We start from the raw sequence: 20897 nt of genomic DNA on the forward strand, positions 1-20897 counted from the left end.
ACGATCCCCAGGAAGCCGATCCGTGTCCGCAAAATTCGACATCGTCGTCTACGGCGCAACCGGATATACCGGCCAGCTCGTCGCCGAGTACCTGGCCGCGTATTACGTCGGTGACGGCGCGCCGACATGGGCGATGGCAGGGCGCAGCAGTGACAAGCTCGCATTAGTCCGCGATGCGATCGGCGCGCCGGCCGACACGCCGCTCATCGTTGCGGACGCGGCCGATTCTGCGTCATTGCGGGCGATGGTCGATCAGGCGAAGCTGGTCGTCACCACCGTCGGTCCATACCAGCTCTATGGCTCCGATCTGCTTGCCGCCTGCGTCGCGTCGGGCACCGACTACATGGATCTCTGCGGCGAGCCGATCTGGCTGAAGCAGATGATCGACAAGCATGAAGCCGCGGCGAAAGCGAGCGGCGCCCGGATCCTGTTCTCCTGCGGATTCGACTCGGTGCCGTTCGAGCTCGGTGCGTTCTTCGTGCAAGAGCAGGCCAGGCGCGCGTTCGGCGCACCGGCGCCGCGCGTCAAGGGCCGCGTCCGCGACCTCAGTTGGAAATTCTCCGGCGGCACTTCGGCAAGTGCAAGGGTCACCTTTGAGGCGGTGGCGCAGGACCTCAGCCTGGTGTCGATCCTCAAAGACCCATTTGCCTTCACGCCGGGCTTCGAGGGACCGAAACAGCCGCGCGGCAACAGGCCCATCTTCGAGGAGGACCTGCAATCCTGGTCCGCCCCGTTCGCAATGGCGATCCTCAACACGCGCAACGTTCATCGCTCCAACATGCTGATGGGATTCCCCTATGGCGGGGACTTCGTCTACGACGAAATGGTGCTGACGGGGGCGGGGGAGGAAGGGCAGGCCAACGCCAAGCGCGTCATGGCCGCCAACAGCGAAAAGACCGGTCCTGAAGCGCTCAAGCCGGGCGAGGGCCCCTCAAGGGAGGAGCGCGACAACGGTCATTACGACCTGCTCTATGTCGCGATTGCTCCCGATGGCCGTCAGGTTCGCGCGGCGGTCAAGGGCGATCTCGATCCGGGTTATGCGTCGACGGCGAAGATCATCTCCGAATGCGCCATCTGCCTGTTGCGCGACACGCCGAACGTAGACGCCGGCCTCTGGACCCCGGGAGCAGCGATGAAGCACAAGCTGATCAAGCGGCTGCAGGAGCATGCGGGGCTGACGTTCGAGGTCGAAGCCCGGGCCTAGCGTCCATAGGGTGGGCCAAGCGAAGCGTGCCCACCATGTCTATCGCGATTGCGGAGAGATGGTGGGCACGGCGCTTTGCGCCTTTGCCCACTCTACGGCCCTTCACGGGCATGACAGCGTTCGCCACTACACCGCCCGCGCATCATAAGCGTACATGAAATCCATGCCTTTCGCGCCCAGTGGCAGCAGCCATTTCATCATCTGATTGCGGATCCACGCGCCGGTGGCGCTGAACTCGCGCTTGCTGTTGCCGTTGCGGCGGGCCATGGCGACGATTTTTTCCGTGCGCGGGCGCCGTTCGGCCTCGAAGGCCTGGAAGGTGGCGCCGAGCTCCTGGCCTTGCTGCATCAACCGGGCGAGGCGCATCGCATCCTCCAGCGCGAGCGAGGCGCCCTGGCCGGCATGGGGGCTGGTCGCATGGGCGGCATCGCCGATCAGCAGCGAGCGCTTGCGCGACCAAGTCGGCAGGGTGGCGACGTCGAGCGTGTCGGTGACCACGATGTTCTCGGCTGCCTCGATGATGCCAGGGATCGGATCGTGCCAGCCGCGGTGAAAGCCGCGCAGGTGCTGCTTCAGCGTTGCACGGTCGAGCGCGCGAAACATCGCCGCGTCCATGCCGTGCGCCGGCTGCGTGCTCCACCACATCACGCCGTCGTTCGGATCGGGACTGCAATAGCCGTAGCCGAAGAAGCCGCTCTGCCCGAACGTGGTCTCGACGTGCCGGCCGATCGGCCGGCCGTCGAGGACGGCGTGCGGCACGAAACCGCCGAAGCCGATCAGTCCGGTGTCGAACGGTTGCGGCCCGTCCGGCACCACCTGGCGGCGCGCTACCGAGTGCACGCCATCGGCGCCGATCAGGAAGTCGCCCTCGGCCGTGGTGCCGTCGGCGAAGTAGGCGATGATCGGCTGGTCGCCGCGATCCTCGATCTTGATCAGGCGCTTCTCGAAATAGAGCGAAACGCATGCGCACCAGGCCTTGTCGATCAGCATCTCGTTCAGCGTGGCGCGGCAGACATTGACCGCGGGCTGGCCCGAAACGCCGCGCCATGTCGCGATTGATCGAGCCGAGCCTCTTCCCGCCTTGCGAATAGAAGTCGAACGATTCCGCGATCGAGCCGCGGCTGATCAGCTCGTTCGAAAGGCCGATCTCGTCCATGACCTGCATGCCGTTCGGCGCGATCTGAAGGCCGCCGCCGATGCCTTTCGAATAGGGCCAGGCCTCGTAGATCGCGGATTCGATGCCGGCGCGGCGCAGCAGGACCGCCGCGACGGGGCCGGCAATGCCGGCGCCGATGATCAGGGCCTTGCGAGGACGATAGGACATGGCTTGCTCCCGACGTTTCCGTGGTGCTAGGAGAATTATGGTCGCTAAATATCTTAGTGACTAAGATATATATCGAGTAAGATACGAGGTCTGTCTTGTCAAGGACGAAGGCGCGCGCCGCGCTGCTGCAGGAACTCGAGGAGGCGATGCGCAGGTCGTCCGCGCAGGGCGTGCTCTATGGCCAGACCGTTGCGAACGTTGCCGGAATTGCCAATTCCGACCTCGAATGCATGGACATTCTGTATCTCGAAGGCCGCGTCACCGCCGGCCGGCTCGCCGAAGTCACGGGGCTCACGACGGGGGCCATCACCGGTGTGGTCGACCGGCTCGAAAAGGCGGGCTTGGTGCGTCGTGAGCGCGACGATGCCGACCGTCGCAAGGTCTTCATTGCCGTCGTGCCGGAGGCGATCGAAAGGGTCGGCCAGTTCTACGTGCCGATGCAGCAGGCAATGGAGAAGGTTTTTGGCGGCTATTCCGACCAGGAATTGCGCCTGCTGCTGCGCTTCGCCAATGAGGGCTACAAGGGCGTGCTCGCGGCGACCGCGGCGCTGAAGGGCCTGCTCGACACGCCGCCGGAGAAACGCCCCGATCTCAAGCTGAAGAAGCTTCGTCGCCAGCCCTAGCCTTGTAGATCTGCGCAGCCGCGATCATGCCCCACATCGCGCCCAGCATCATCCAGAAATGCCGCCAGTGGTCGGTGTCGATCACGAAGCTTTCGCCGACGGTGCCGACGAAGGCGGAGAACACCGCCAGATAAGCGCGCTGCCAAGGCACGGGCACGAAGATGTGCCTGACACCCATGATGACGGTCGTGAAGACCAGCGCGGGATAGCAGATGCCGGACAGCCAGCCGCCGGACATGAAGGCGTTGAGATAGGAGTTGTGGGTGTCCTCGGGGAAGAAGCGGTGGAATTGTAGAGGGCCGATGCCGAACGGCAGGTCGAGCGCCATCTCCGCACCCAGGATGTGCCGGCCGAACCGGCCGAAGCGGCCCTCGTCATAGCTTTGGTCGAAGCTCGCGCGCTGCTTGAACATCTCGGCGGTGGAATCGAACGACATCAACACCGCGATCAGCGCGAGGCCAAGCACTGCGGCCAGGATCGCCATGACGATGATGCGCGAGCGCTGCGCGTTGGTGCGGCTGGTCAGCACCATCAGCGCCAGCATGAAGGCGGATGTCAGCACCAGCCCGCCCCAGGCGGCGCGGGAGAACGCGAGCAGGATCGCCAGCGACATGATGCCGAAGGCGATGACGTTGCGGAACGCCTTGCCGAACTTGTCGGAGACGACGCTCTGCAACGAGAACAGCGCCGGCAGGATCAGGAAGGCGCCGAGTACGTTTGGATCCTTGAAGGTGCCGCGCGCGCGTCCATACAGCGTGAGGAGGTCGTCGCCGCCGGGAACCAGGTGGAAGTAGCCGGCGACCGCCAGTAGCGAGGCAACCATGGCGCCGACCACGAGCCCGCGGCGGAGCATGTCGAGCCGGGCCGCGGTGTCCTCCGACGTGACCATGGCGAAGAACACGACCGTCACCGCCATGTACCAGGAGGTCGCAATCCAGCTCACCACCTCGGACTGCTCGAACAGCGGGATCGCGCTGATCGTGTAGCCGATATTGAGCAGGACCAGCATCAGCACCAGTGGCATCAAAGCGAGCCGCAGACGCAGGCCGGTGGCGAAGAAGGTGACGGTGGCCAGCAGCGTCGCGATCTCGTAGGGGCTCGGCTCGATGAAGACGATCGCGCCAGCGGCGCCGACCATCCACACCAGCGCGCGCTGGAGCGCCAGCACGCCGGGCGCAGCGCGAACCGCTGCATTCATCTCCCCGGCTGTTGCCGCATACGCCATCACACGCTCATACGTTTACGCAACTGGTACGCCCACAAGTCCCGCTGTCATCGCCCGGCTTGACCGGGCGATCCAGTATTCCGCGGCAGCGCGGCTGAATCTCAGCGCCGCGGCGTACTGGATGCCCCGCCTTCGCGGGGCATGACGGAGAAATTCAACTCAATACGCGTTCTCGTTCTTGGTCAGCAGCGAGATCGGCGTCTTCAGCAGAATGACGAGATCGAACAGCACCGACCAGTTCTCGATGTAATAGAGGTCGAACTCGACGCGTTTCTGGATCTTCTCTTGATTGTCGATCTCGCCACGCCAGCCGTTGATCTGGGCCCAGCCGGTGATGCCGGGCTTGACCCGGTGGCGGGCGAAATAGCCGTCGACGGCTTCGTCGAACAGGCGGCTCTGCAGCTTGCCTTGCACCGCATGCGGACGCGGGCCGACCAAAGAGAGATCGCCGGAGAAGACCACGTTGAAGAGCTGCGGCAGCTCGTCGAGGCTGGTCTTGCGGATGAAGCGGCCGACGCGAGTGACGCGCGAATCGTTCTTGGTCACGACCTTCGAGGCCGTCGGATCAGCCTGATGATGGTACATCGAGCGGAACTTGTAGACGTCGATGCGCTCGTTGTTGAAGCCGAAGCGCTTTTGGCGGAACAGCACGGGGCCGGGGCTGTCGAGCTTCACGGCCAGCGCCACCAATCCCATTACCGGTAAGGCCACGAGCAGCGCGAGGATGCCGACCACGCGGTCGAACAGCCATTTCATCACCAGGTCCCAGTCGGTGATCGGCGCCTCGAACACGTCCAGCGTCGGCACCTCGCCGATATAGGAATAGGAGCGGGGGCGGAAGCGCAGCTTGTTGGTGTGCGCGGAGAGGCGGATGTCCACCGGCAGCACCCAGAGCTTCTTCAGCATCTCCAGGATGCGCGTCTCGGCGGAGATCGGCAGAGCGAACAGCACGAGATCGACCCGGGTGCGGCGGGCGAACTCGACGATGTCATCGACCTTGCCGAGCTTGCGCGCGCCGGCACAGGTGTCGAGCGCGCGGCTGTCGTTGCGGTCGTCGAACACGCCGAGCACGTGGATGTCGGAATCCTCCTGTTCCTTCAGCGCCTCGACCAATTGTTCGCCGTTGCGGTCGGAGCCGACGATGATGGTGCGGCGGTCGAGCCGGCCCTCGCGCCCCCAGGCGCGCACCAACGAGCGCAGCACCAGACGCTCGCAGAGGAGCGCGGCGAGCCCGAGGACGTAGAAGGCGGCAAGCCACAGCCGCGATATTTCGCTGCCGAACTTGGCGAAGAAGGAGATGCCGATGAACAGCAGGAAGACGAACGACCAGGACGAGATCATCCGCGTCATCTGCCGGAGCTGGCCGCGGAACAGCTGTACCTGATAGATGTCGGCGGCCTGGAAGCAGACCACGGCGGAAACCGCGACGGCGATGACCTGCGCGGGATAGATCCAGCTGAAGGAGCCGGCGTGCGGCATGACATAGCCGAGATAGAGGACGATGCCGACGAGGCTCAGCAGCGCGAAATCGGCGAGGCGTACGAAGCCGGTGATCACGATCGGTGAATAGGCGCGGGCGACTTTCTGGTTGACGACGTCGAGCGCGGCGGACGAGAGCCGCTGGCGGCGCTCCACAAAGGGCCGGTCAGCCGGCTTCGCCGCGGCGCTGGTCGCGGCATCGAGCATCGAGCGTGCGTTGAGCGGTTCCACGGGCGTCCACGTCCATTCCAAAAACCCGCGGGGCCGCGTCCTTGCGCCCCGGGCGAGCATCCCCTGGCGCTTGGATTATCGGACAAATCGGAAGATTCTCTAAAGCGGCCTTAAGGATGGTTAATGATTGGCAAATGCGTCGCGATAGCCCGCGAGCACGCCGTCGACCATCGCCTGCTGGGAGAAGTGCGCGGAGATGCGCTCGCGAAGCGACGAGGCGCGCTGCGCTGTTCCCTGCGGGTTGTCGAGCGCGGCCGCAATCGCGTCCGCCATGGCCTCCGCGTTGCTCGGCGCAAACAGCGCCGGGTTCTCCGCGCCGAAAATCTCGGGAATGCCGCCGATCTTGGACGCGATCATCGGAATGCCGGCAGCACCGGCCTCGATCACGACATAAGGCATGGAATCGCCACGCGAGGGAACGACCAGCAGCCGCCCTTTGGAGAAGCCGTAGCGTGCCTTGACGTGACCGATGAAGCGGATGGCACTGGAGAGGCCGAGCCTCTCGACTTGCGCTTTCAGCGCCGCGGTCTCCTCGCCGTCGCCGCCGAGCGTCAGCGTGACCTTCTTGCCGCCCTCGTGCAGGCGCGCCACCGCGTCGACCAGCAGATCGGCGCCCTTGATGTGCCTGAACTCACCGACATAAGCGAGGTCGGTGGCGTCGTCGGCCATGACGACAGGTTCGAATTCCTCCGGTGTCACGCCGTTGAAGACGCAATGCACCACGCCCTTCGGCTTGCCGACGATGCGCTGATAGGTGTCGCGGGCAAACGCGCTTTCGAACAGGAACAGGTCGGTCGCGTCCATCAGCGCACGCTCGAGCCGCGCGTAAAATTCGCCCTTGAGGGTGTTGAGGGGATAATGCAATGAGCCGCCGTGCGGGGTGTAGATGCGGATACTGTCGTCGGATCGCCGTCGCATGCGGATGAAAGCGCCGGCCTTGGCGCCGTGGCCGTGCATGACGTCGGGCTTGAGCGTGGCGATCAGGCGCCGCAAGCGGAACCAGACCAGGACATCGTCGGGCGAGGGTTCGCGTCGGATCGCCATCCGGTGCACGCCGAGCTTCAGCCGCGGTGCGAGCTCGGCAAGGGCCTTGTCGGCGCGTTCACCGCCGGTGAGACTGTCGGCGAGGATGCCGACATGATGGCCACGATCGACCTGGCCGTTGGCGACGTCGAGGATGTGGCGGAAGATGCCGCCGACCGGGGCACGCACTGCGTGCAGGATGCGAAGCGGCTGGTCGGGAGAGGGGGGCATGATCAAAACCAGCGCTCGACGGCGAATGCTCGAACAATCTGACGAAATATCGAGACGGATTAAGAGCCCTCGTGGTTAACAAACGGTGACGGACGTGCACGCGCGAGTTGCCGCACGCCGCGATTAACCCAGCGGCAACCTTAATGGAGTGTAATCGCCCCGGTTGAGGTAGGTTCGTGGCGTTGCGCCTGCGGGAGTGTTCGATGCGTTTAGCGTTCTGGCGTGCCGGCAAGGACAAGGCGGTGGTCGAGCGGGCTGTCTCGAAAGCTGCAGCCAAGCGGGCCGAACTCGAGCCCAGCATTGAAGCAAAGCCTGCGCCCGTTGCTCCGAGGCCGGCACCAGTCGAATCCGGCGACATCGACCTGCACGCGCTCGGTGCGGCATTGGCGCGCAAGCGCGGCTGGATCATCGTGCCGACCGTGTTGGCGCTGGTCGCATCCGTCGCGATCGTCAATCTCATCACGCCGCGCTACAAGTCGGAATCCCGCATCCTGATCGACGGCCGCGAGAATGTGTTTCTGCGCCCCAACAGCGATCGCGCCGAGGAACGGCAGGCGCTCGACGCTGAAGCCGTCACCAGTCAGGTGCAGCTCGTGCTGTCGCGCGATCTCGCGCGCGAGATCATCAAGAAGAACAAGCTTGCGGAGCGGCCCGAGTTCGATCCGGTGCTGCAAGGCATTTCGCCGCTGAAATCGCTTGCGGCGCTGATCGGCATCGGCCGCGATCCGTTCTCGATGACGCCCGAAGAGCGCGTGCTGGACGCCTATTACGAGCGCCTGCAGGCTTACGCCGTCGACAAGTCGCGCGTCATCGTGATCGAATTCCAGTCTGCCGATCCCGATCTCGCCGTGCGCGTCGCCAATTCGATCGCCGACGGCTATCTCGTGCTCCAGCAGGATGCGCGCCAGGATCAGGCCCGAAATGCCAGCCAGTGGTACGCCGGCAGGATCGACGAGCTGCGACGGAATGTCTCCGAGGCCGAAGCGAAGGCCGAGGACTTCCGCTCCAAGTCGAGCCTGTTCGTCGGCACCAACAACACGACCTTGTCGAACCAGCAGATGGGCGAGGTCAACACCCAGCTCAACAATGCGCGCGCGCTCAAGGCCGATGCCGAGTCCAAGGCGCGCCTGATCCGCGAGATGATCCAGAGCGGCAAGCCGATCGAATCGTCGGAAATTTTGAACTCGGAATCGATGCGCACGCCTTCGCAGCAGCGCGTGGCGTTGCGGGCGCAGCTGGCCGAGCAATCGTCGACGTTGCTCGGCAACCATCCGCGCATCAAGGAATTGAAGGCGCAGCTCGCCGACCTCGACACCCAGATCCGCGACGAGGCCGCCAAGCTCGCCCGTACGCTCGAAAACGATGCGCGTGCCGCCAGCGGCCGGGTTCAGGAATTGTCGGCGAGCCTCGAGCAGCTCAAGAAGCAGGCGACGGCCACCAACGGCCAGGACGTGCAGCTCCGCGCCCTCGAGCGTGAGGCCAAGGCCCAGCGCGACCTGCTCGAAACCTATCTCGCGAAGTACCGTGAAGCCAACACCCGCGAGACCATCGACACCGCGCCGACGGATGGCCGCATCATCTCGCGCGCCGTCGTCTCGAACACGCCGGCCTATCCGAAGAAGCTGCCGATCGTGCTAATCGCGACGATCGCGACACTGCTGCTCTCCTCCGGCGTCGTCGTCACCGGAGAGTTGTTGCGCCAGACTGCGCCTCGTGCGGTCGCGGTGTTCACGCAAACGCGGACGCCGGCGCGCTATGAATCGGTTGCCCAACCGATGGTCGTCGAGCCCTTCGTCGATCCGGTCATGGCAGAACCCGCACCGCTTCAGCCGGAGATGACGGCTGATGCCGATGTCACCGAATTCGCGGAGATCGAGCAACTGGCCGACAGCCTGCGCGCCGCCGGGGCCACGGCGAAGAAAGTCACGGTGCTGGGCACCGCGAGCGGCGAAGCCATCACGCTGTCGACACTGACCCTGGCCCGGCACCTGGCGCGCGACGCGCGGGTCGTCGTGGTCGATCTCGCCGCATCCTCGCCGACGATGGCCGCCGTGTCCGTCGATGCTTCGGCACCCGGCCTTGCCGAGCTGATGCAGGGCGAGGCATCCTTCGCGCAGATCATCACCCGGGACAAGCTCTCGCGGCTGCATCTGGTCATGGCCGGCCGCCCCGGCTTCGATCGCAGCCTGTTGCAGTCGCCGCGCGTGACGCTCGCGATCGACGCGCTGCTGCGCGCCTACGACCACGTGCTGCTCGATGCCGGCAGTGCCTCCGACCTTCCGGCCGAGCTCCTGACGGCGAATGCCCGCGCCGTCGTGGTGCCCGAGGTGTCGATGACGCCGGATGCGCGCGCGCTGATGTGCGAGCAGCTCGGCGCCGTCGGCTTCAGCGAAGTGACGATGCTGAGCAGGCCGGTGCAGCCGTCGGATGCGAGGGACGCGCCACGCGTCGTGGCGGCGTAGGTGCTTCTTACCCTCTCCGCGCGTGCCTCTCGCATTTTGATTTGCTGATACAACCCCTCATCCGGCGCTTCGCGCCACCTTCTCCCGCAAGGGGGAAAGGGAAGGGCAGCTCGCAAGTGGCGAGAGATCAAGAGGCTGAGAACTTACCCGAACGCTCGCCGCAGCCGCTGCGCCAGGTCGAACAACATCTGGTTCTGTTTCACCAGCCGCTTGCCGTGACTCAGCGAGGACATCGCCATCGCCGCGAGCTTTCCGCGTGACGTCAGCGGGACAAAACTGTCGAAGATGTCCTGGTCGTCCTTGCAGAACATCCGCTTGTACTCGTCCGAGCCGATGCCGAGGTCGAGCGAGCGGTAACCGCGCTCGGCGCAGCGGTCGATGATGTAGCGCATCAGGATCAGCCCGGGGCTGTAGCGGGCGTGCTCGGACATCGTGTAGGTGTTGAACATCATCGAGAAGCGCTGGCCGTCGGCGACGCCGGCGAAGATCGCGATCACCTCGTCGTCGCATTCGAGCGCATGGATGTCGATGGCGCGGCCGTCACCGCGTGGCGCAAGGCAGGCGCTGCGGACGAATGGCTCGACGCCGGGCTCGGCGAAGACGTTGGGCAGCTTCTGTTCGGCCATCCGCGCCGGCTTGACGCGGAAGAACCAGTCGAGCAGGCGGGCGATGTCCGCATCGGTGGTCGCCAAATGATAGCGATAGCCGGCGAGCGCCTGGAGCTTCTTCTCCTTGCTCTTGAGGCGGCGGCGGAAGGAGTTGCTGATCCGCGATGCCGGCGGGCCGCCCGGTTCCATCGTGAGCAGCGGGCAGCCATTGATCGCGCTCTGGCGCGGCAAATGCGCGAACGGGTTCTGCTGGTCGTTCCAGTGCAGCGGCTGCTGCGTCAGTGCGAGCACGTCGGCATGCTCGCCGAGCGGCGCAAACAGCGCGTCGAGATCGCCGATGGCGATCTGCGCTGCAAATTCGGCGTTCCACAGGCCCATGTTGAAGGTCGTATGCTTGCCGCCCATGAAGCAGGCCGTGCGGACGCCATGGTTCTGGCGCAGCGAGAGCGGCAGCAGCAGCAGCGGCTGATGCTCGGCGTCGCGGGCCACGACGACGAAAGGGCGGGCGCGTTCGTGCTCGCCGACCAGACGCTGCCAGGGACTGAGCAGATCAAATCGCTGATAGGGCGTGAAGAGGTGGCCGGGCTGCTCGAAGGTGCGCCAGACGGCCTCGGCCGCGCCGAGATCGGTGACGATATCGACATGCGCGATACGGCCCGCTTTCGACCGCGCTGGCAATTCTGCCGTCCGGCTTTGCATCGCCGCAGCCATGGTCATTCGCGAACCTGTCGAGAAATCAAAAATATGCGTAATTCGGCCTGTGGCCGACCTTTGCAAAGAAATGTCAACAAAGAGTAATGACTATAAGAGGGGGAACGGCCGCCGACCGGCGCGAGGTGGGATATTGGCATCCGACGACAGATGGCTGGAACGGCTGCGCCTCGAGCTGACCTGGCTCACGGGCCAGGCCGCGCTGCGCAGTCGTGGTGCCGGCGCCATCCTGCGCTTTGCGCATGTGCGGCCCAGGCGGCGCGGCGGGTTTCAGCCGCTACGCGAGAACGAGATCACGCCGCATTTCCTCGATCGCGCCATTCGCGCGCTGAAGCGGTGGAAGTATGATTTTCTCGGCATGGACGAGGTCTGCCGGCGCGCGGTGACGCTGTCGGAACAGCGGCGCTTCGTGGCACTCACCTTCGACGGCGCCGGCAAGGACCTGATCGACTTTGCCTACCCGGTGCTGGCGCGCCACGCCGTGCCCTTCACGATCTATGTGCCCACGGCGTTTCCCGACGGCGTCGGTGAGGCCTGGTGGCTCGGGCTGGAACAGGTAATCGCGCGCGAGGGCCGTGTCAGTCTGATGATGGGCGAGAAGGAGCAGCGCTTCACCGTGACTGATAACGCCGAGAAGCAGGCGCTGTTTTCGTTCGTCGAGGCCTGGCTGCGCTCGCTGCCGCCGGCGGATGTGTCGGCTGCGATCGCAGACCTCTGCACGCGCTATCGGGTGGACCTTGCCGCGCTCTCACGCGAGGCATCGATGAATTGGGAGGATCTGGCGAGGCTTGCGGCCGATCCGCTGGTGACGATCGGCAGTGCGACCGTGAACTATCCCGTTCTCGCCAACATGAAGGATGCGGCGGCGCTGCGCGAGATGACGATGGGCAAGGCGGTGGCGGAGGCGGCCTTCGCTCGCGACATCCGGCATCTCGCCTTTCCGTTCGGCGATCGCGCCTCGTTCCGGCGCAGCCATGTCATCATGGCGGAGGAGGCCGGCTTTGCCAGCGCGGTGACGACGATCCCGGGCGTCGTGGACGCGGAGGGACGCACCAATCTGCGCGCGTTGCCGCGCATTTCCTGGGATGGCCGGGTGCGCTCGCTGCGCATCATGCGGGTGCTGGTGTCGGGGGTTGCTTTTGCGCCGGTGAAGCCGACCGGCACTGCCGCGAGCTAGAAGCGCTATGAACTCGACTTGGCCCGGTCGGGCCGCTGCATCCAGCTCACGATCGGCATCGCCGGCAGCACCCAGCCCATGCCGACCACCACGTAGTAGATTGCCTGCCGCCAGCCGGATTCGGCGATCCAGGGCATCTGCGCCAGCGCCATGCCGAGCAGGGCCCAGACGGTGGCGAGCACCAGGAGCAGGATGGTGCCGAGGAACTTGCGGGTGCGGATCGTCATGACGGAATATCGCGGCTTTCGCGTAACTTGCGCTGCAGAAGCGGGGGACTATAAGGGGCACGCAGTCCCGTTCAAGCTCTGGTTTTGCCTCGAATGACGACGATTTCCGCCCCGTCCGAGCCGCATCGCGCCGTGCGCTGGTGGCTGATCTCAGTCGCTGCGCTGATCGCGCTGATGGTGTTGGTCGGGGGCGCGACGCGGCTGACGGAATCCGGACTCTCGATCGTCGAATGGAAGCCGGTCACCGGCAGCGTTCCGCCACTCTCGGAAGCGCAGTGGACGGCGGCCTTCGAGGCCTACAAGACGATCCCGCAATATCGCGAGCTCAACGCCGGCATGAGCCTGTCCGAGTTCAAGGAGATCTTCTGGTGGGAATGGAGCCACCGGCTGCTCGGCCGTTTCATCGGCGTCGCCTATCTGTTGCCGTTCCTGTTCTTCCTCTGGCGCGGCGGCCTGTCCGGCGAGTTGAAGCGGCGGTTGTGGTTGTTGTTCGGGCTCGGCGGGCTCCAGGGCGCGGTGGGCTGGTGGATGGTGGCCTCGGGGCTGTCTGAACGCGTCGAGGTGTCGCAATATCGGCTGGCGACGCATCTCGTGCTCGCGCTCGTGATCTTCGCTGGCATCGTTTGGACGGTGCGGCGACTCGCCGAACGGCCGCCGATCGCAGCACCCTCGCGGCTGCGCTTCACGAGCGCCTTGCTCCTGGTCGTGACCTTCATCCAGATCTATTTCGGTGCGCTGGTTGCGGGCCTACGCGCCGGCCGCGCCTACAACACCTGGCCGCAGATCGACGGCGCGTTCATTCCCTCAGGGGAGCGGTTGTGGTTCGAGACGCCGTGGTGGCGCAACATGTTCGACAATGTGCTGACGGTGCAGTTCGAGCACCGCATGACGGCCTATGCGCTGTTCGCGCTGGCGGCGTTGCACGCGCTCGATGCGGTGCGTTCACGCGCGGGGTCTGCGGCGAGCGGCGCGCTTTTGCTGCTGGGCGCGGTCAGCCTGCAAGGCGTGCTCGGCATCCTCACGCTGCTCAACCAGGTGCCGATCGATCTCGCGCTCGGCCATCAGGCGGTCGCGATCGTGGTGCTGACGCTTGCGGTGATGCAGACCGAGCGGCTCGCGACGCGTGGCGCAACCGAAGCGCAGCCGCGCGCGGTTCCCGTCGGTCAGCCCGGCTGATATCTGCTCTTCAGCAATAGCCGTAGATGCCGCACGAATAGGGCAGGCGCCAGAAATAATCGACCTGCTTCCCACCGTAATACGCGCCCTGGTAATCGTAGTCCCACGGGCGGCCATAATAGCCCGGCAGCGTGTGCGAGCCCGGCAGCAGTGGCGTCCCCGGCAAATTGCGGATGTAGCTGCCGATGCCGTAGGCCGGCGAGATCAGCGCATCCGGATCGGTCTCGACATAGACCTGCGGCGGCTCCTGTGGCGGAGCGGCAGCCCGCCGCCGCGCCGTGGCCGGCAAATCGGCGGCAACCGCAGCTGAGACCGTCAGCATCGCCGCAAGGGCAGGCACTATCCAGCGCAGCATCGTCGGCTCCGAATCAAAAGGGGCGATCCAGTGACGATGTATGCGGCAGATATGGTTAATGACTGTTAACTCGAGCCATATTCCGGGGCGCACTCCGGCGCCCCGGAATGACCAGGACAGCTACGCGCCCAGCGCCTGTTCCAGATCGGCGATCAAATCTTCCTTGTCCTCGATGCCGATCGAGAGCCGCACCACGTCGGGGCCGGCGCCGGACTTGACCTTGGCGGCGTCGTCGAGCTGGCTGTGCGTGGTCGAGGCCGGATGGATGACCAGCGAGCGGGTGTCGCCGACATTGGCCAGATGCGAGAACAGCTGCAACTTCGACACCAGGCTGACGCCGGCGTCGTAGCCGCCCTTCAGGCTGAAGGTGAACACGGCGCCGGCACCCTTCGGCGCGTATTTGCGCGCGAGCTGGTTGTACTTGTCGCTCGCAAGGCCCGCATAGTTCACCGCGGCCACCGCCGGATGGCCGGCGAGGAATTCGGCGACCGCTTTCGCATTGTCGCAGTGCTTCTGCATGCGCAGCGGCAATGTCTCGATGCCGGTGAGGATCATGAAGGCGTTGAACGGCGACAGCGCCGGTCCGAGGTCGCGCAGGCCGAGTACGCGGCAGGCGATCGCGAAGGCGAAATTGCCGAACGTCTCCTGCAGCCGGATGCCGTGATATTCGGGCCGTGGCTCCGACAGCATCGGATATTTGCCGCCGGTCGACCAGTCGAAGGTGCCGGCGTCGACGATGATGCCGCCAATCGAATTGCCATGGCCGCCGAGAAACTTCGTCAGCGAGTGCACGACGATGTCGGCACCGTGGTCGATGGGACGGATCAGATAGGGCGAGGCCAGCGTGTTGTCGACGATGAGCGGGACGCCCGCCTTGCGCGCCACCGTCGAGATCGCCTCGATGTCGGTGATGCTGCCGGCGGGATTGGCGATGGACTCGATGAAGATCGCTTTCGTGCGCGGCGTGACCGCGCGTTCGAAGCTCGCGATGTCGTCGGGATCGGCCCACACCACGTTCCAGCCGAAGCTCTTGAACGCATGCGTGAACTGGTTGATCGAGCCGCCATAGAGCTTTCGCGCAGCGATGAACTCGTCGCCGGGCTGGAGCAATTGCTGCAGCACCACGACCTGCGCGGCATGGCCCGAGGCCACCGCAAGCGCGGCCGTGCCGCCTTCGAGGGCCGCGACGCGCTCTTCCAGCACCGCGTTGGTGGGATTGCCGATGCGGGTATAGATGTTGCCGAACGCCTGCAGGCCGAACAGCGAGGCGGCGTGGTCGGCGTCGTTGAAGACGAACGACGTCGTTTGATAGATCGGAGTCGCGCGCGCACCGGTGGTGGGATCGGGCTGTGCACCGGCATGCACGGCGAGGGTCGAAAATCCCGGAAGGCGATCGCTCATTGAGGGCGTCCTGTTCTCGTGGTCTGAAATCGCGCGGCATGCTGATTGGCGCCGCGGCTGCCGTCAAGGCGCGGCTTCACATCGGAACGATCGTGCTACGCATTGTCGCGTTCGCGAAATGAAACCTTCGCAACTGCGTCAGCTTTGCTCGCTCTTGTTCTTGGCGGCGCGGTCCGAGGCCGCGGTTTCGCCGCCGCCGACACTCATCCGATTGAGGGATAGCCGCATGCCCTGCGTCGGCACCGGGGCGCGTTTGGAGCTCAGCGTGCGTGAATTGACGCCCATCCAGGAGATCTCCGAGGAGAGGCGGCCATATTCGATCTTGGGGCAGCGGTTCATCACCACCTTGATACCGACCGATTCCGCCTTCAGCGCCGCCGCATCGTCGCGCGCGCCCAGCTGCATCCAGATCACCATCGGCAGCGGATCGAGCGTGAGGGCTTCCTCGACCACCGGCATGATGTGACTGGAGTTCCGGAAAATGTCGATCATGTCGACGGGACGGCCGATGTCGGACAGCGAGGCGACGAAGGGTTTTCCGAGCAGCTCCTTGCCGACATGGCCGGGGTTGACCGGAATCATGTCGTAGCCGCGCTGGGCCAGATATTTGAACGCGAAATAGCTCGGCCGCACGTTGGCAGGCGAAGCGCCGACCATCGCGATCGACTTAACGTTGTTGAGGATGCCCCGGATGTAATTGTCGGGATAGGCGTCGTGGTTCATTGGCTTATCTTTTTGGGCTCATCTTCTTGCTGTCATTGCGAGGAGCGAAGCGACGAAGCGATCCAGTCTGTCTCCGAGGAGGGATTCTGGATTGCTTCGCTTCGCTCCCAATGACGAATTACTCGTCCCGCCATGTCGGCGTGCGCTTCTCGATGAAGGCGCCGATGCCTTCCTCGGCGTCGCGCGCCATCATGTTCTCGGTCATCACCTCTGCCGCATAGCGATAGGCGTCTGCAAGGCTCATCTCGGCCTGGCGATAGAACGCCTCCTTGCCGAGCTTGACGGTGTAGGCGGATTTCAGCGCGACCTGTTCGGCGAGCGCAATAGCGGCAGCGCGCTCAGTGCCGGCGGCGACGACACGATTGACGAGTCCGATCTCGCGGGCGCGCGCGGCCGGGATCGGCTCGCCCGTCAGCAGCATCTCCATCGCCTGCTTGCGCGGCACGTTGCGCGACAGCGCCACCATCGGCGTCGAGCAGAACAGGCCGATGTCGACGCCGGGAGTGGCGAAGTGTGCTGCTTCCGAGGCGATCGCGAGATCGCAGCTTGCCACGAGCTGGCAGCCGGCGGCGGTCGCAATGCCCTGGACCGATGCGACCACGGGCTTGGGCAGGTGCACGATCGCCTGCATCATCGCACTGCAGGCGGTCATCATCTCGGCGAAGAAGGCACGGCCACGGTCCGGGTCGGTGCGGCGCGCGGTCAGCTCCTTCATGTCGTGGCCGGCGGAGAAGGCGGGACCGTTGGCCGCGATCACGACGCCGCGGATGGCCTTGTCGTCCCGGATCTCGTTGAGCTCGGCATGCAGGCTTGCGATCATCGTCGCCGACAGGCTGTTGCGGGCGGCCGGGCGGTTGAGGGTCAGGACCGCGATGGGGCCCACGGTCTCGCGCAGCAGGATCGGTGGTTGCGGGGAGGGGACGCGGGCGGCCTGGACGGACATCAAAGCGTTTCCGGTTGGATTATTGCGATTGGATGACGCAGATAACTTAATGTAACAGGGGACGTGAAGCGAGGGTGAGGGGTAGCATGGCGTTAGCGAAAATGAGCGTGGTGGAGCTTGAGCAGTTCCTCCGCAACGAGTTTCCTCAGGCCTTCAGCGGCGACGACATCACGATCGAGAGCGCGGACGGTCAGGCCTGCCTTTTGCGTCAGCGCTATAGCGAAAAGATGCTGCGGCCGGGCGGAACCGTGTCCGGCCCGACCCTGATGGCACTCGCCGATTTCGCGATGTACGTGGTGCTGTTGTCCGCGATCGGGCCGATCGGGCTCGCCGTCACCACCAATCTCAACATCAACTTCCTGCGCAAGGGGCAACCCGGGCAGGACGTGCTGGCGGAGGCGCGGCTGCTCAAGCTCGGCAAGCGCCTCGCGGTCGGTGAGGTGAAGCTGTTGTCCGGTACCTCGCCCGATCCGATTGCCCATGTCACCTCGACCTATTCCATTCCAAACGTTTGAGCTTTTTGAGGGTACCTTAATACCATATTTCTAAGCATTTGATATTACACATGTAAATAACGCCTTTGGGCATTGACCGCGGCGCCGCTGTTCTCTAGAAAACCGCCCAGTCCGGTGCGGTGTTCGCGCCGATGCTCCCCGTCCACGGAAACTCTGACATGAAAACCTTTTCGGCAAAGCCGGCTGAGGTGACGAAGAAGTGGGTATTGATCGACGCCAAGGGTCTGGTCGTCGGTCGTCTCGCCACCATCGTCGCCATGCGCCTGCGCGGCAAGCACCTCCCGACCTACACCCCGCACGTTGATTGCGGCGACAACATCATCATCATCAACGCGCAGCATGCGGTTCTCACCGGCCGCAAGCGCGAGCAGAAGACCTATTACAAGCACACTGGTTACGTCGGCCACATCAAGGAGCGCACCGCGCGCCAGATCCTCGAGGGCAAGCATCCCGAGCGCGTGCTCGAGAAGGCCGTCGAGCGCATGATCCCGCGTGGTCCGCTCGGTCGCGTCCAGATGGGCAATCTCCGCGTCTATGGCGGCGCCGATCATCCGCACGAGGCCCAGACGCCCGAGAAGATCGACATCGCCAAGTTGAACCGCAAGAACACGAGGGCCGCATAACATGGCCGAATCCATCCAGTCGCTCGACCAGCTCTCGCAGCTCAAGACGGCGGCCGCGCCCGACGCGCCCAAGCACGAGAAGAAGGTCGACAAGTTCAACCGCGCCTATGCCACCGGCAAGCGCAAGGACGCGGTCGCCCGCGTCTGGATCAAGCCGGGCGCCGGCAAGGTCACGGTCAACGCGCGCGAGGTCGAGGTCTATTTCGCCCGTCCGGTGCTGCGTATGATGATCGAGCAGCCGTTCTCCGTGGCCGCGCGCTCCGGCCAGTATGACGTGATCTGCACCGTCGCCGGCGGCGGTCTGTCCGGCCAGGCCGGTGCCGTCCGTCACGGCATCTCCAAGGCGCTGACCTATTTCGAGCCGGAGTTGCGCACCGTGCTCAAGAAGGGCGGCTTCCTCACCCGCGACTCCCGCGTGGTCGAGCGCAAGAAGTACGGCAAGGCCAAGGCTCGCCGGTCCTTCCAGTTCTCGAAGCGTTAATCACTTCGGTCGCATTCGCCGCGAAAGCGGCTTCAATGAGATGCAAAAGGGCGCTGATTTCAGCGCCCTTTTTGCTGTTCGTTTGTATGCAAATTGATGGCGTGTTTCCTGAAAACTTGGGCCCGCATGAAAACCTGAATGGAACCCGCGAGACATAGCGTCGCATTTGGAAGGGCGCGCAAATCGGTTGAGCCGATCGCGTAACTGCTATGTCTAAGAGGGGGCCGACATGATGTCGCTCGATAGCATCACGCTCTATTTGGTCGCTACCATGGTCGCCGCACTGCTCGGCGCCATGATGGTATTTTTCGGAAGGCAGGAGAACAGCCCTGCGCTGAAATGGTGGGGCACCGCGTATCTCCTTGGCGCTGCATCGGTGGCGCTCTGGACGGCGGCCGGCGAGAAGTTGGGGCCGCATCTTTACCTTGCGCTGAACGCGGTCGGCTTCGTCGCCTGCGGCATGGTGTGGAATGCGGCGCGTGTCTTCCACGGCCGCAAGCCGAACTGGCCGGGTCTCCTGGTCGGCGCGCTCGCCTGGACCGCTGCCGCCACGCTGCTCGATCCCGCCGCATCCATGCTCCGCATGATCGTCGGCGCCGGCATCGTCTCGGTCTATGCGGCGCTGACGGCGAGCGAGCTCTGGGTCGAGCGGCGCAAGAGCCTGCAACGGCGCTGGCCGGCCTTCGTGGTCCCGGTGATGCACGGCTGCGTCTTGATGCTGCCGATCCTGCTCGGCAGCTTCCTGCGCCCGAACGATGCCGGCTTCTCCACCAGCATCTGGGTCACCTTGTTCGCGGTCGAGCTCGTGCTCTATGCCGTCGGCACCGTGTTCGTGATCTTCATGCTGGTGTCCGAGCGCACGGTCACCGCGCACCGGACCGCCGCGTCCACCGATCCGCTGACCGGCATGCTCAACCGCCGCGGCTTCTCGGAAGCCTGCGGACGCGTGATTGAGCGCGAGGCCAAGGCCGGCCGTCCCGTGACCGTGATGATCTTCGACATCGATCATTTCAAGTCGATCAACGACCGCTTCGGCCATCCCGCCGGCGACGAGATGCTGAAACTGTTCTCGACCGTCGTCGTCAGCAATCTGCGCATCAGCGACATGTCGGGTCGCATCGGTGGCGAGGAGTTCGCAGCCCTCCTGCCGTGTTCGCTGGAGGAGGGCGTGCTGGTCGCCGAGCGCGTGCGCGAGGCCTTCGAGACCTCCGGGGTCGTGGTCGACGAGGGCCCGGTCGACACCACCGTCAGCATCGGCGTCGCGGGCGGTCCGGCCGGCACCGAGCTCGAAGTGCTGCTGGCCTCGGCCGACACCGCGCTTTACCAGGCCAAGCGCGGCGGCCGTAACCGCGTCGAGGCGGCGGAGGAGCTGCCATTGTCGCTGGAGAACTGGCGCCGCCAGAGCGCCGCACGGATCGGCGTCTCCAACACGCAGTCCAAGGCGCAGACGGCGACAGCCTAGGCAAAGGAGGTCTTGCGGTAATCCCCTGTTTACCATTCGATCCCTACCATTGCGGTCATGGAATCGATCCGTCGACAGACCCCGCAAACCGCCCTGATGTCGCTCGAAGCCGCGGCGACTTCGGCACGCGGCGGCTTCGCCTGCCTGTTCTCGACCGCGGACGAATACGAGAGTGCGCTGATCACCGAGCGCCGCGCCCAGGGGCATTACACGCAAGGCCGCAATTACTGGCCGCTCGCGCTGTTCGCCGGTTGTGCGCTGATCGTGGCGGGCACCGTTCTGCTGCTTGCCTGAGTGATCTGCATTTTTGGACCGGGCAGGGCGCCGTTTCGGCGCCTTTTTCTTTGTCGCGGGCTGCGGTAGACACGCCCATCGAACAAAATGGGTGGAAACAGATGATCACCGAGATCGCGCAAATCGACGTCAAGCCGGGCAGCGAGAAGGACTTTGAGGCCGCCGTCGCCAAGGCCAAGGCCGCTTTCGGCCGCTCCAAGGGTTTCCATGGTTTCGAGCTGCACAAGTCGATCGAGAAGCCGCAGCGCTATCGTCTGATGGTGAAGTGGGAAACGCTCGAGAACCACACCGTCGATTTCCGCGGCTCCGAGAATTTCACCGAATGGCGCGGCCTCGTCGGCCAGTATTTTGCGGCACCCCCTGAGGTCGAGCACACCGAGACCGTGCTCACCACCTGAG

Annotated in this window: 20 protein-coding genes and 1 pseudogene; 11 read left to right on the forward strand and 10 right to left on the reverse strand. The window is 64.8% G+C overall.

Annotated features, from left to right (window positions below; all coding sequences use genetic code 11):
* Nucleotides 1–22 precede the first annotated feature (22 nt).
* Nucleotides 23–1204, forward strand: a complete 1182-nt coding sequence (locus ACVIN2_RS00365) for a saccharopine dehydrogenase family protein (RefSeq protein WP_456764057.1) — start codon at nt 23–25, stop codon at nt 1202–1204.
* A gap of 126 nt (nt 1205–1330) precedes the next feature.
* On the opposite strand, the pseudogene ACVIN2_RS00370 reads toward ACVIN2_RS00365, so the two are convergent.
* Nucleotides 1331–2528: pseudogene (locus ACVIN2_RS00370) on the reverse strand (FAD-dependent monooxygenase).
* A 146-nt stretch (nt 2529–2674) separates the two neighbouring features.
* Here ACVIN2_RS00370 and ACVIN2_RS00375 point away from each other — a divergent pair.
* Nucleotides 2675–3151, forward strand: coding sequence for a MarR family winged helix-turn-helix transcriptional regulator (locus ACVIN2_RS00375; protein WP_211398202.1), 477 nt, complete (start codon nt 2675–2677; stop codon nt 3149–3151).
* Here ACVIN2_RS00375 and ACVIN2_RS00380 read toward each other — a convergent pair.
* The 3 genes from ACVIN2_RS00380 to ACVIN2_RS00390 all read right to left on the reverse strand — a co-directional run bounded on the left by ACVIN2_RS00380 (nt 3120) and on the right by ACVIN2_RS00390 (nt 7340).
* The gene (locus tag ACVIN2_RS00380) at nt 3120–4376 is read right to left on the reverse strand and encodes an O-antigen ligase family protein (protein ID WP_456764058.1); all 1257 of its coding nucleotides are present in this window, start codon (nt 4374–4376) and stop codon (nt 3120–3122) included. The two genes, ACVIN2_RS00375 and ACVIN2_RS00380, sit on opposite strands and share 32 nt — an antisense overlap.
* Nucleotides 4377–4535: 159 nt before the next feature.
* On the reverse strand, nt 4536–6086 hold the full coding sequence (locus ACVIN2_RS00385) for an undecaprenyl-phosphate glucose phosphotransferase (RefSeq protein WP_456764059.1): 1551 nt from the start codon (nt 6084–6086) through the stop codon (nt 4536–4538).
* 120 nt (nt 6087–6206) lie between these two features.
* Nucleotides 6207–7340 (reverse strand): glycosyltransferase family 4 protein, encoded by a 1134-nt coding sequence (locus tag ACVIN2_RS00390; protein ID WP_456764060.1) that lies wholly within the window; start codon nt 7338–7340, stop codon nt 6207–6209.
* 203 nt (nt 7341–7543) lie between these two features.
* Here ACVIN2_RS00390 and ACVIN2_RS00395 point away from each other — a divergent pair, with 203 nt between their 5' ends.
* The gene (locus tag ACVIN2_RS00395; RefSeq protein ID WP_456764061.1) at nt 7544–9802 is read left to right on the forward strand and encodes a GumC family protein; all 2259 of its coding nucleotides are present in this window, start codon (nt 7544–7546) and stop codon (nt 9800–9802) included.
* 143 nt (nt 9803–9945) lie between these two features.
* Here ACVIN2_RS00395 and ACVIN2_RS00400 read toward each other — a convergent pair whose 3' ends face one another.
* A complete protein-coding gene (locus tag ACVIN2_RS00400) occupies nt 9946–11127 on the reverse strand; it encodes a GNAT family N-acetyltransferase (RefSeq protein ID WP_456764062.1) in 1182 nt (393 codons plus the stop codon).
* Nucleotides 11128–11254: 127 nt separating this feature from the next.
* On the opposite strand from ACVIN2_RS00400, the gene ACVIN2_RS00405 reads away from it, so the two are divergent.
* A complete protein-coding gene (locus ACVIN2_RS00405) occupies nt 11255–12298 on the forward strand; it encodes a polysaccharide deacetylase family protein (protein ID WP_456764063.1) in 1044 nt (347 codons plus the stop codon).
* 5 nt (nt 12299–12303) lie between these two features.
* Here ACVIN2_RS00405 and ACVIN2_RS00410 read toward each other — a convergent pair whose 3' ends face one another.
* The gene (locus tag ACVIN2_RS00410; protein ID WP_007603477.1) at nt 12304–12525 is read right to left on the reverse strand and encodes a DUF2842 domain-containing protein; all 222 of its coding nucleotides are present in this window, start codon (nt 12523–12525) and stop codon (nt 12304–12306) included.
* Nucleotides 12526–12618: 93 nt separating this feature from the next.
* On the opposite strand from ACVIN2_RS00410, the gene ACVIN2_RS00415 reads away from it, so the two are divergent.
* Entirely contained in the window at nt 12619–13701 is a 1083-nt protein-coding gene (locus tag ACVIN2_RS00415; protein ID WP_456764064.1) for a COX15/CtaA family protein, read from the forward strand.
* 10 nt (nt 13702–13711) lie between these two features.
* Here ACVIN2_RS00415 and ACVIN2_RS00420 read toward each other — a convergent pair whose 3' ends face one another.
* The 4 genes from ACVIN2_RS00420 to ACVIN2_RS00435 all read right to left on the reverse strand — a co-directional run bounded on the left by ACVIN2_RS00420 (nt 13712) and on the right by ACVIN2_RS00435 (nt 17123).
* On the reverse strand, nt 13712–14056 hold the full coding sequence (locus ACVIN2_RS00420) for a hypothetical protein (protein WP_456764065.1): 345 nt from the start codon (nt 14054–14056) through the stop codon (nt 13712–13714).
* A 120-nt stretch (nt 14057–14176) separates the two neighbouring features.
* Complete coding sequence (locus tag ACVIN2_RS00425) at nt 14177–15457, reverse strand: O-acetylhomoserine aminocarboxypropyltransferase (RefSeq protein ID WP_027567230.1); 1281 nt, start codon at nt 15455–15457, stop codon at nt 14177–14179.
* A 138-nt stretch (nt 15458–15595) separates the two neighbouring features.
* Entirely contained in the window at nt 15596–16180 is a 585-nt protein-coding gene (locus tag ACVIN2_RS00430) for a CoA-binding protein (protein ID WP_456764066.1), read from the reverse strand.
* A 118-nt stretch (nt 16181–16298) separates the two neighbouring features.
* A complete protein-coding gene (locus ACVIN2_RS00435) occupies nt 16299–17123 on the reverse strand; it encodes an enoyl-CoA hydratase (protein WP_456764067.1) in 825 nt (274 codons plus the stop codon).
* 86 nt (nt 17124–17209) lie between these two features.
* Between ACVIN2_RS00435 and ACVIN2_RS00440 the strand changes: the two genes are divergently transcribed.
* The 6 genes from ACVIN2_RS00440 (at nt 17210) to ACVIN2_RS00465 (ending at nt 20896) form a co-directional block, all read left to right on the forward strand.
* A complete protein-coding gene (locus ACVIN2_RS00440; RefSeq protein ID WP_456764068.1) occupies nt 17210–17638 on the forward strand; it encodes a PaaI family thioesterase in 429 nt (142 codons plus the stop codon).
* 158 nt (nt 17639–17796) lie between these two features.
* Complete coding sequence (rplM, locus tag ACVIN2_RS00445) at nt 17797–18261, forward strand: 50S ribosomal protein L13 (protein ID WP_092028874.1); 465 nt, start codon at nt 17797–17799, stop codon at nt 18259–18261.
* Between the two features lies 1 nt (nt 18262).
* Complete coding sequence (gene rpsI, locus ACVIN2_RS00450; protein WP_007603485.1) at nt 18263–18742, forward strand: 30S ribosomal protein S9; 480 nt, start codon at nt 18263–18265, stop codon at nt 18740–18742.
* Between the two features lie 229 nt (nt 18743–18971).
* Entirely contained in the window at nt 18972–20204 is a 1233-nt protein-coding gene (locus ACVIN2_RS00455) for a diguanylate cyclase (protein ID WP_456764069.1), read from the forward strand.
* Nucleotides 20205–20261: 57 nt separating this feature from the next.
* A complete protein-coding gene (locus tag ACVIN2_RS00460; protein WP_456764070.1) occupies nt 20262–20498 on the forward strand; it encodes a hypothetical protein in 237 nt (78 codons plus the stop codon).
* A gap of 101 nt (nt 20499–20599) precedes the next feature.
* Nucleotides 20600–20896: an antibiotic biosynthesis monooxygenase family protein gene (locus tag ACVIN2_RS00465; protein ID WP_027518288.1), complete on the forward strand. Its 297-nt coding sequence runs from the start codon at nt 20600–20602 to the stop codon at nt 20894–20896.
* Nucleotide 20897 lies beyond the last annotated feature (1 nt).

This window comes from Bradyrhizobium sp. USDA 3650, assembly GCF_054057395.1.

Coding starts and splice junctions, on each gene's coding strand:
- ACVIN2_RS00375 (WP_211398202.1), top strand. CDS start 2,675: ATGCGCAGGTCGTCCGCGCAGGGCGTGCTCTATGGCCAGACCGTTGCG.
- ACVIN2_RS00380 (WP_456764058.1), bottom strand. CDS start 4,376: ATGGCGTATGCGGCAACAGCCGGGGAGATGAATGCAGCGGTTCGCGCT.
- ACVIN2_RS00390 (WP_456764060.1), bottom strand. CDS start 7,340: ATGCCCCCCTCTCCCGACCAGCCGCTTCGCATCCTGCACGCAGTGCGT.
- ACVIN2_RS00395 (WP_456764061.1), top strand. CDS start 7,544: ATGCGTTTAGCGTTCTGGCGTGCCGGCAAGGACAAGGCGGTGGTCGAG.
- ACVIN2_RS00400 (WP_456764062.1), bottom strand. CDS start 11,127: ATGACCATGGCTGCGGCGATGCAAAGCCGGACGGCAGAATTGCCAGCG.
- ACVIN2_RS00410 (WP_007603477.1), bottom strand. CDS start 12,525: ATGACGATCCGCACCCGCAAGTTCCTCGGCACCATCCTGCTCCTGGTG.
- ACVIN2_RS00415 (WP_456764064.1), top strand. CDS start 12,619: ATGACGACGATTTCCGCCCCGTCCGAGCCGCATCGCGCCGTGCGCTGG.
- ACVIN2_RS00420 (WP_456764065.1), bottom strand. CDS start 14,056: ATGCTGCGCTGGATAGTGCCTGCCCTTGCGGCGATGCTGACGGTCTCA.
- ACVIN2_RS00425 (WP_027567230.1), bottom strand. CDS start 15,457: ATGAGCGATCGCCTTCCGGGATTTTCGACCCTCGCCGTGCATGCCGGT.
- ACVIN2_RS00430 (WP_456764066.1), bottom strand. CDS start 16,180: ATGAACCACGACGCCTATCCCGACAATTACATCCGGGGCATCCTCAAC.
- ACVIN2_RS00435 (WP_456764067.1), bottom strand. CDS start 17,123: ATGTCCGTCCAGGCCGCCCGCGTCCCCTCCCCGCAACCACCGATCCTG.
- ACVIN2_RS00440 (WP_456764068.1), top strand. CDS start 17,210: ATGGCGTTAGCGAAAATGAGCGTGGTGGAGCTTGAGCAGTTCCTCCGC.
- rplM (WP_092028874.1), top strand. CDS start 17,797: ATGAAAACCTTTTCGGCAAAGCCGGCTGAGGTGACGAAGAAGTGGGTA.
- rpsI (WP_007603485.1), top strand. CDS start 18,263: ATGGCCGAATCCATCCAGTCGCTCGACCAGCTCTCGCAGCTCAAGACG.
- ACVIN2_RS00455 (WP_456764069.1), top strand. CDS start 18,972: ATGATGTCGCTCGATAGCATCACGCTCTATTTGGTCGCTACCATGGTC.
- ACVIN2_RS00460 (WP_456764070.1), top strand. CDS start 20,262: ATGGAATCGATCCGTCGACAGACCCCGCAAACCGCCCTGATGTCGCTC.
- ACVIN2_RS00465 (WP_027518288.1), top strand. CDS start 20,600: ATGATCACCGAGATCGCGCAAATCGACGTCAAGCCGGGCAGCGAGAAG.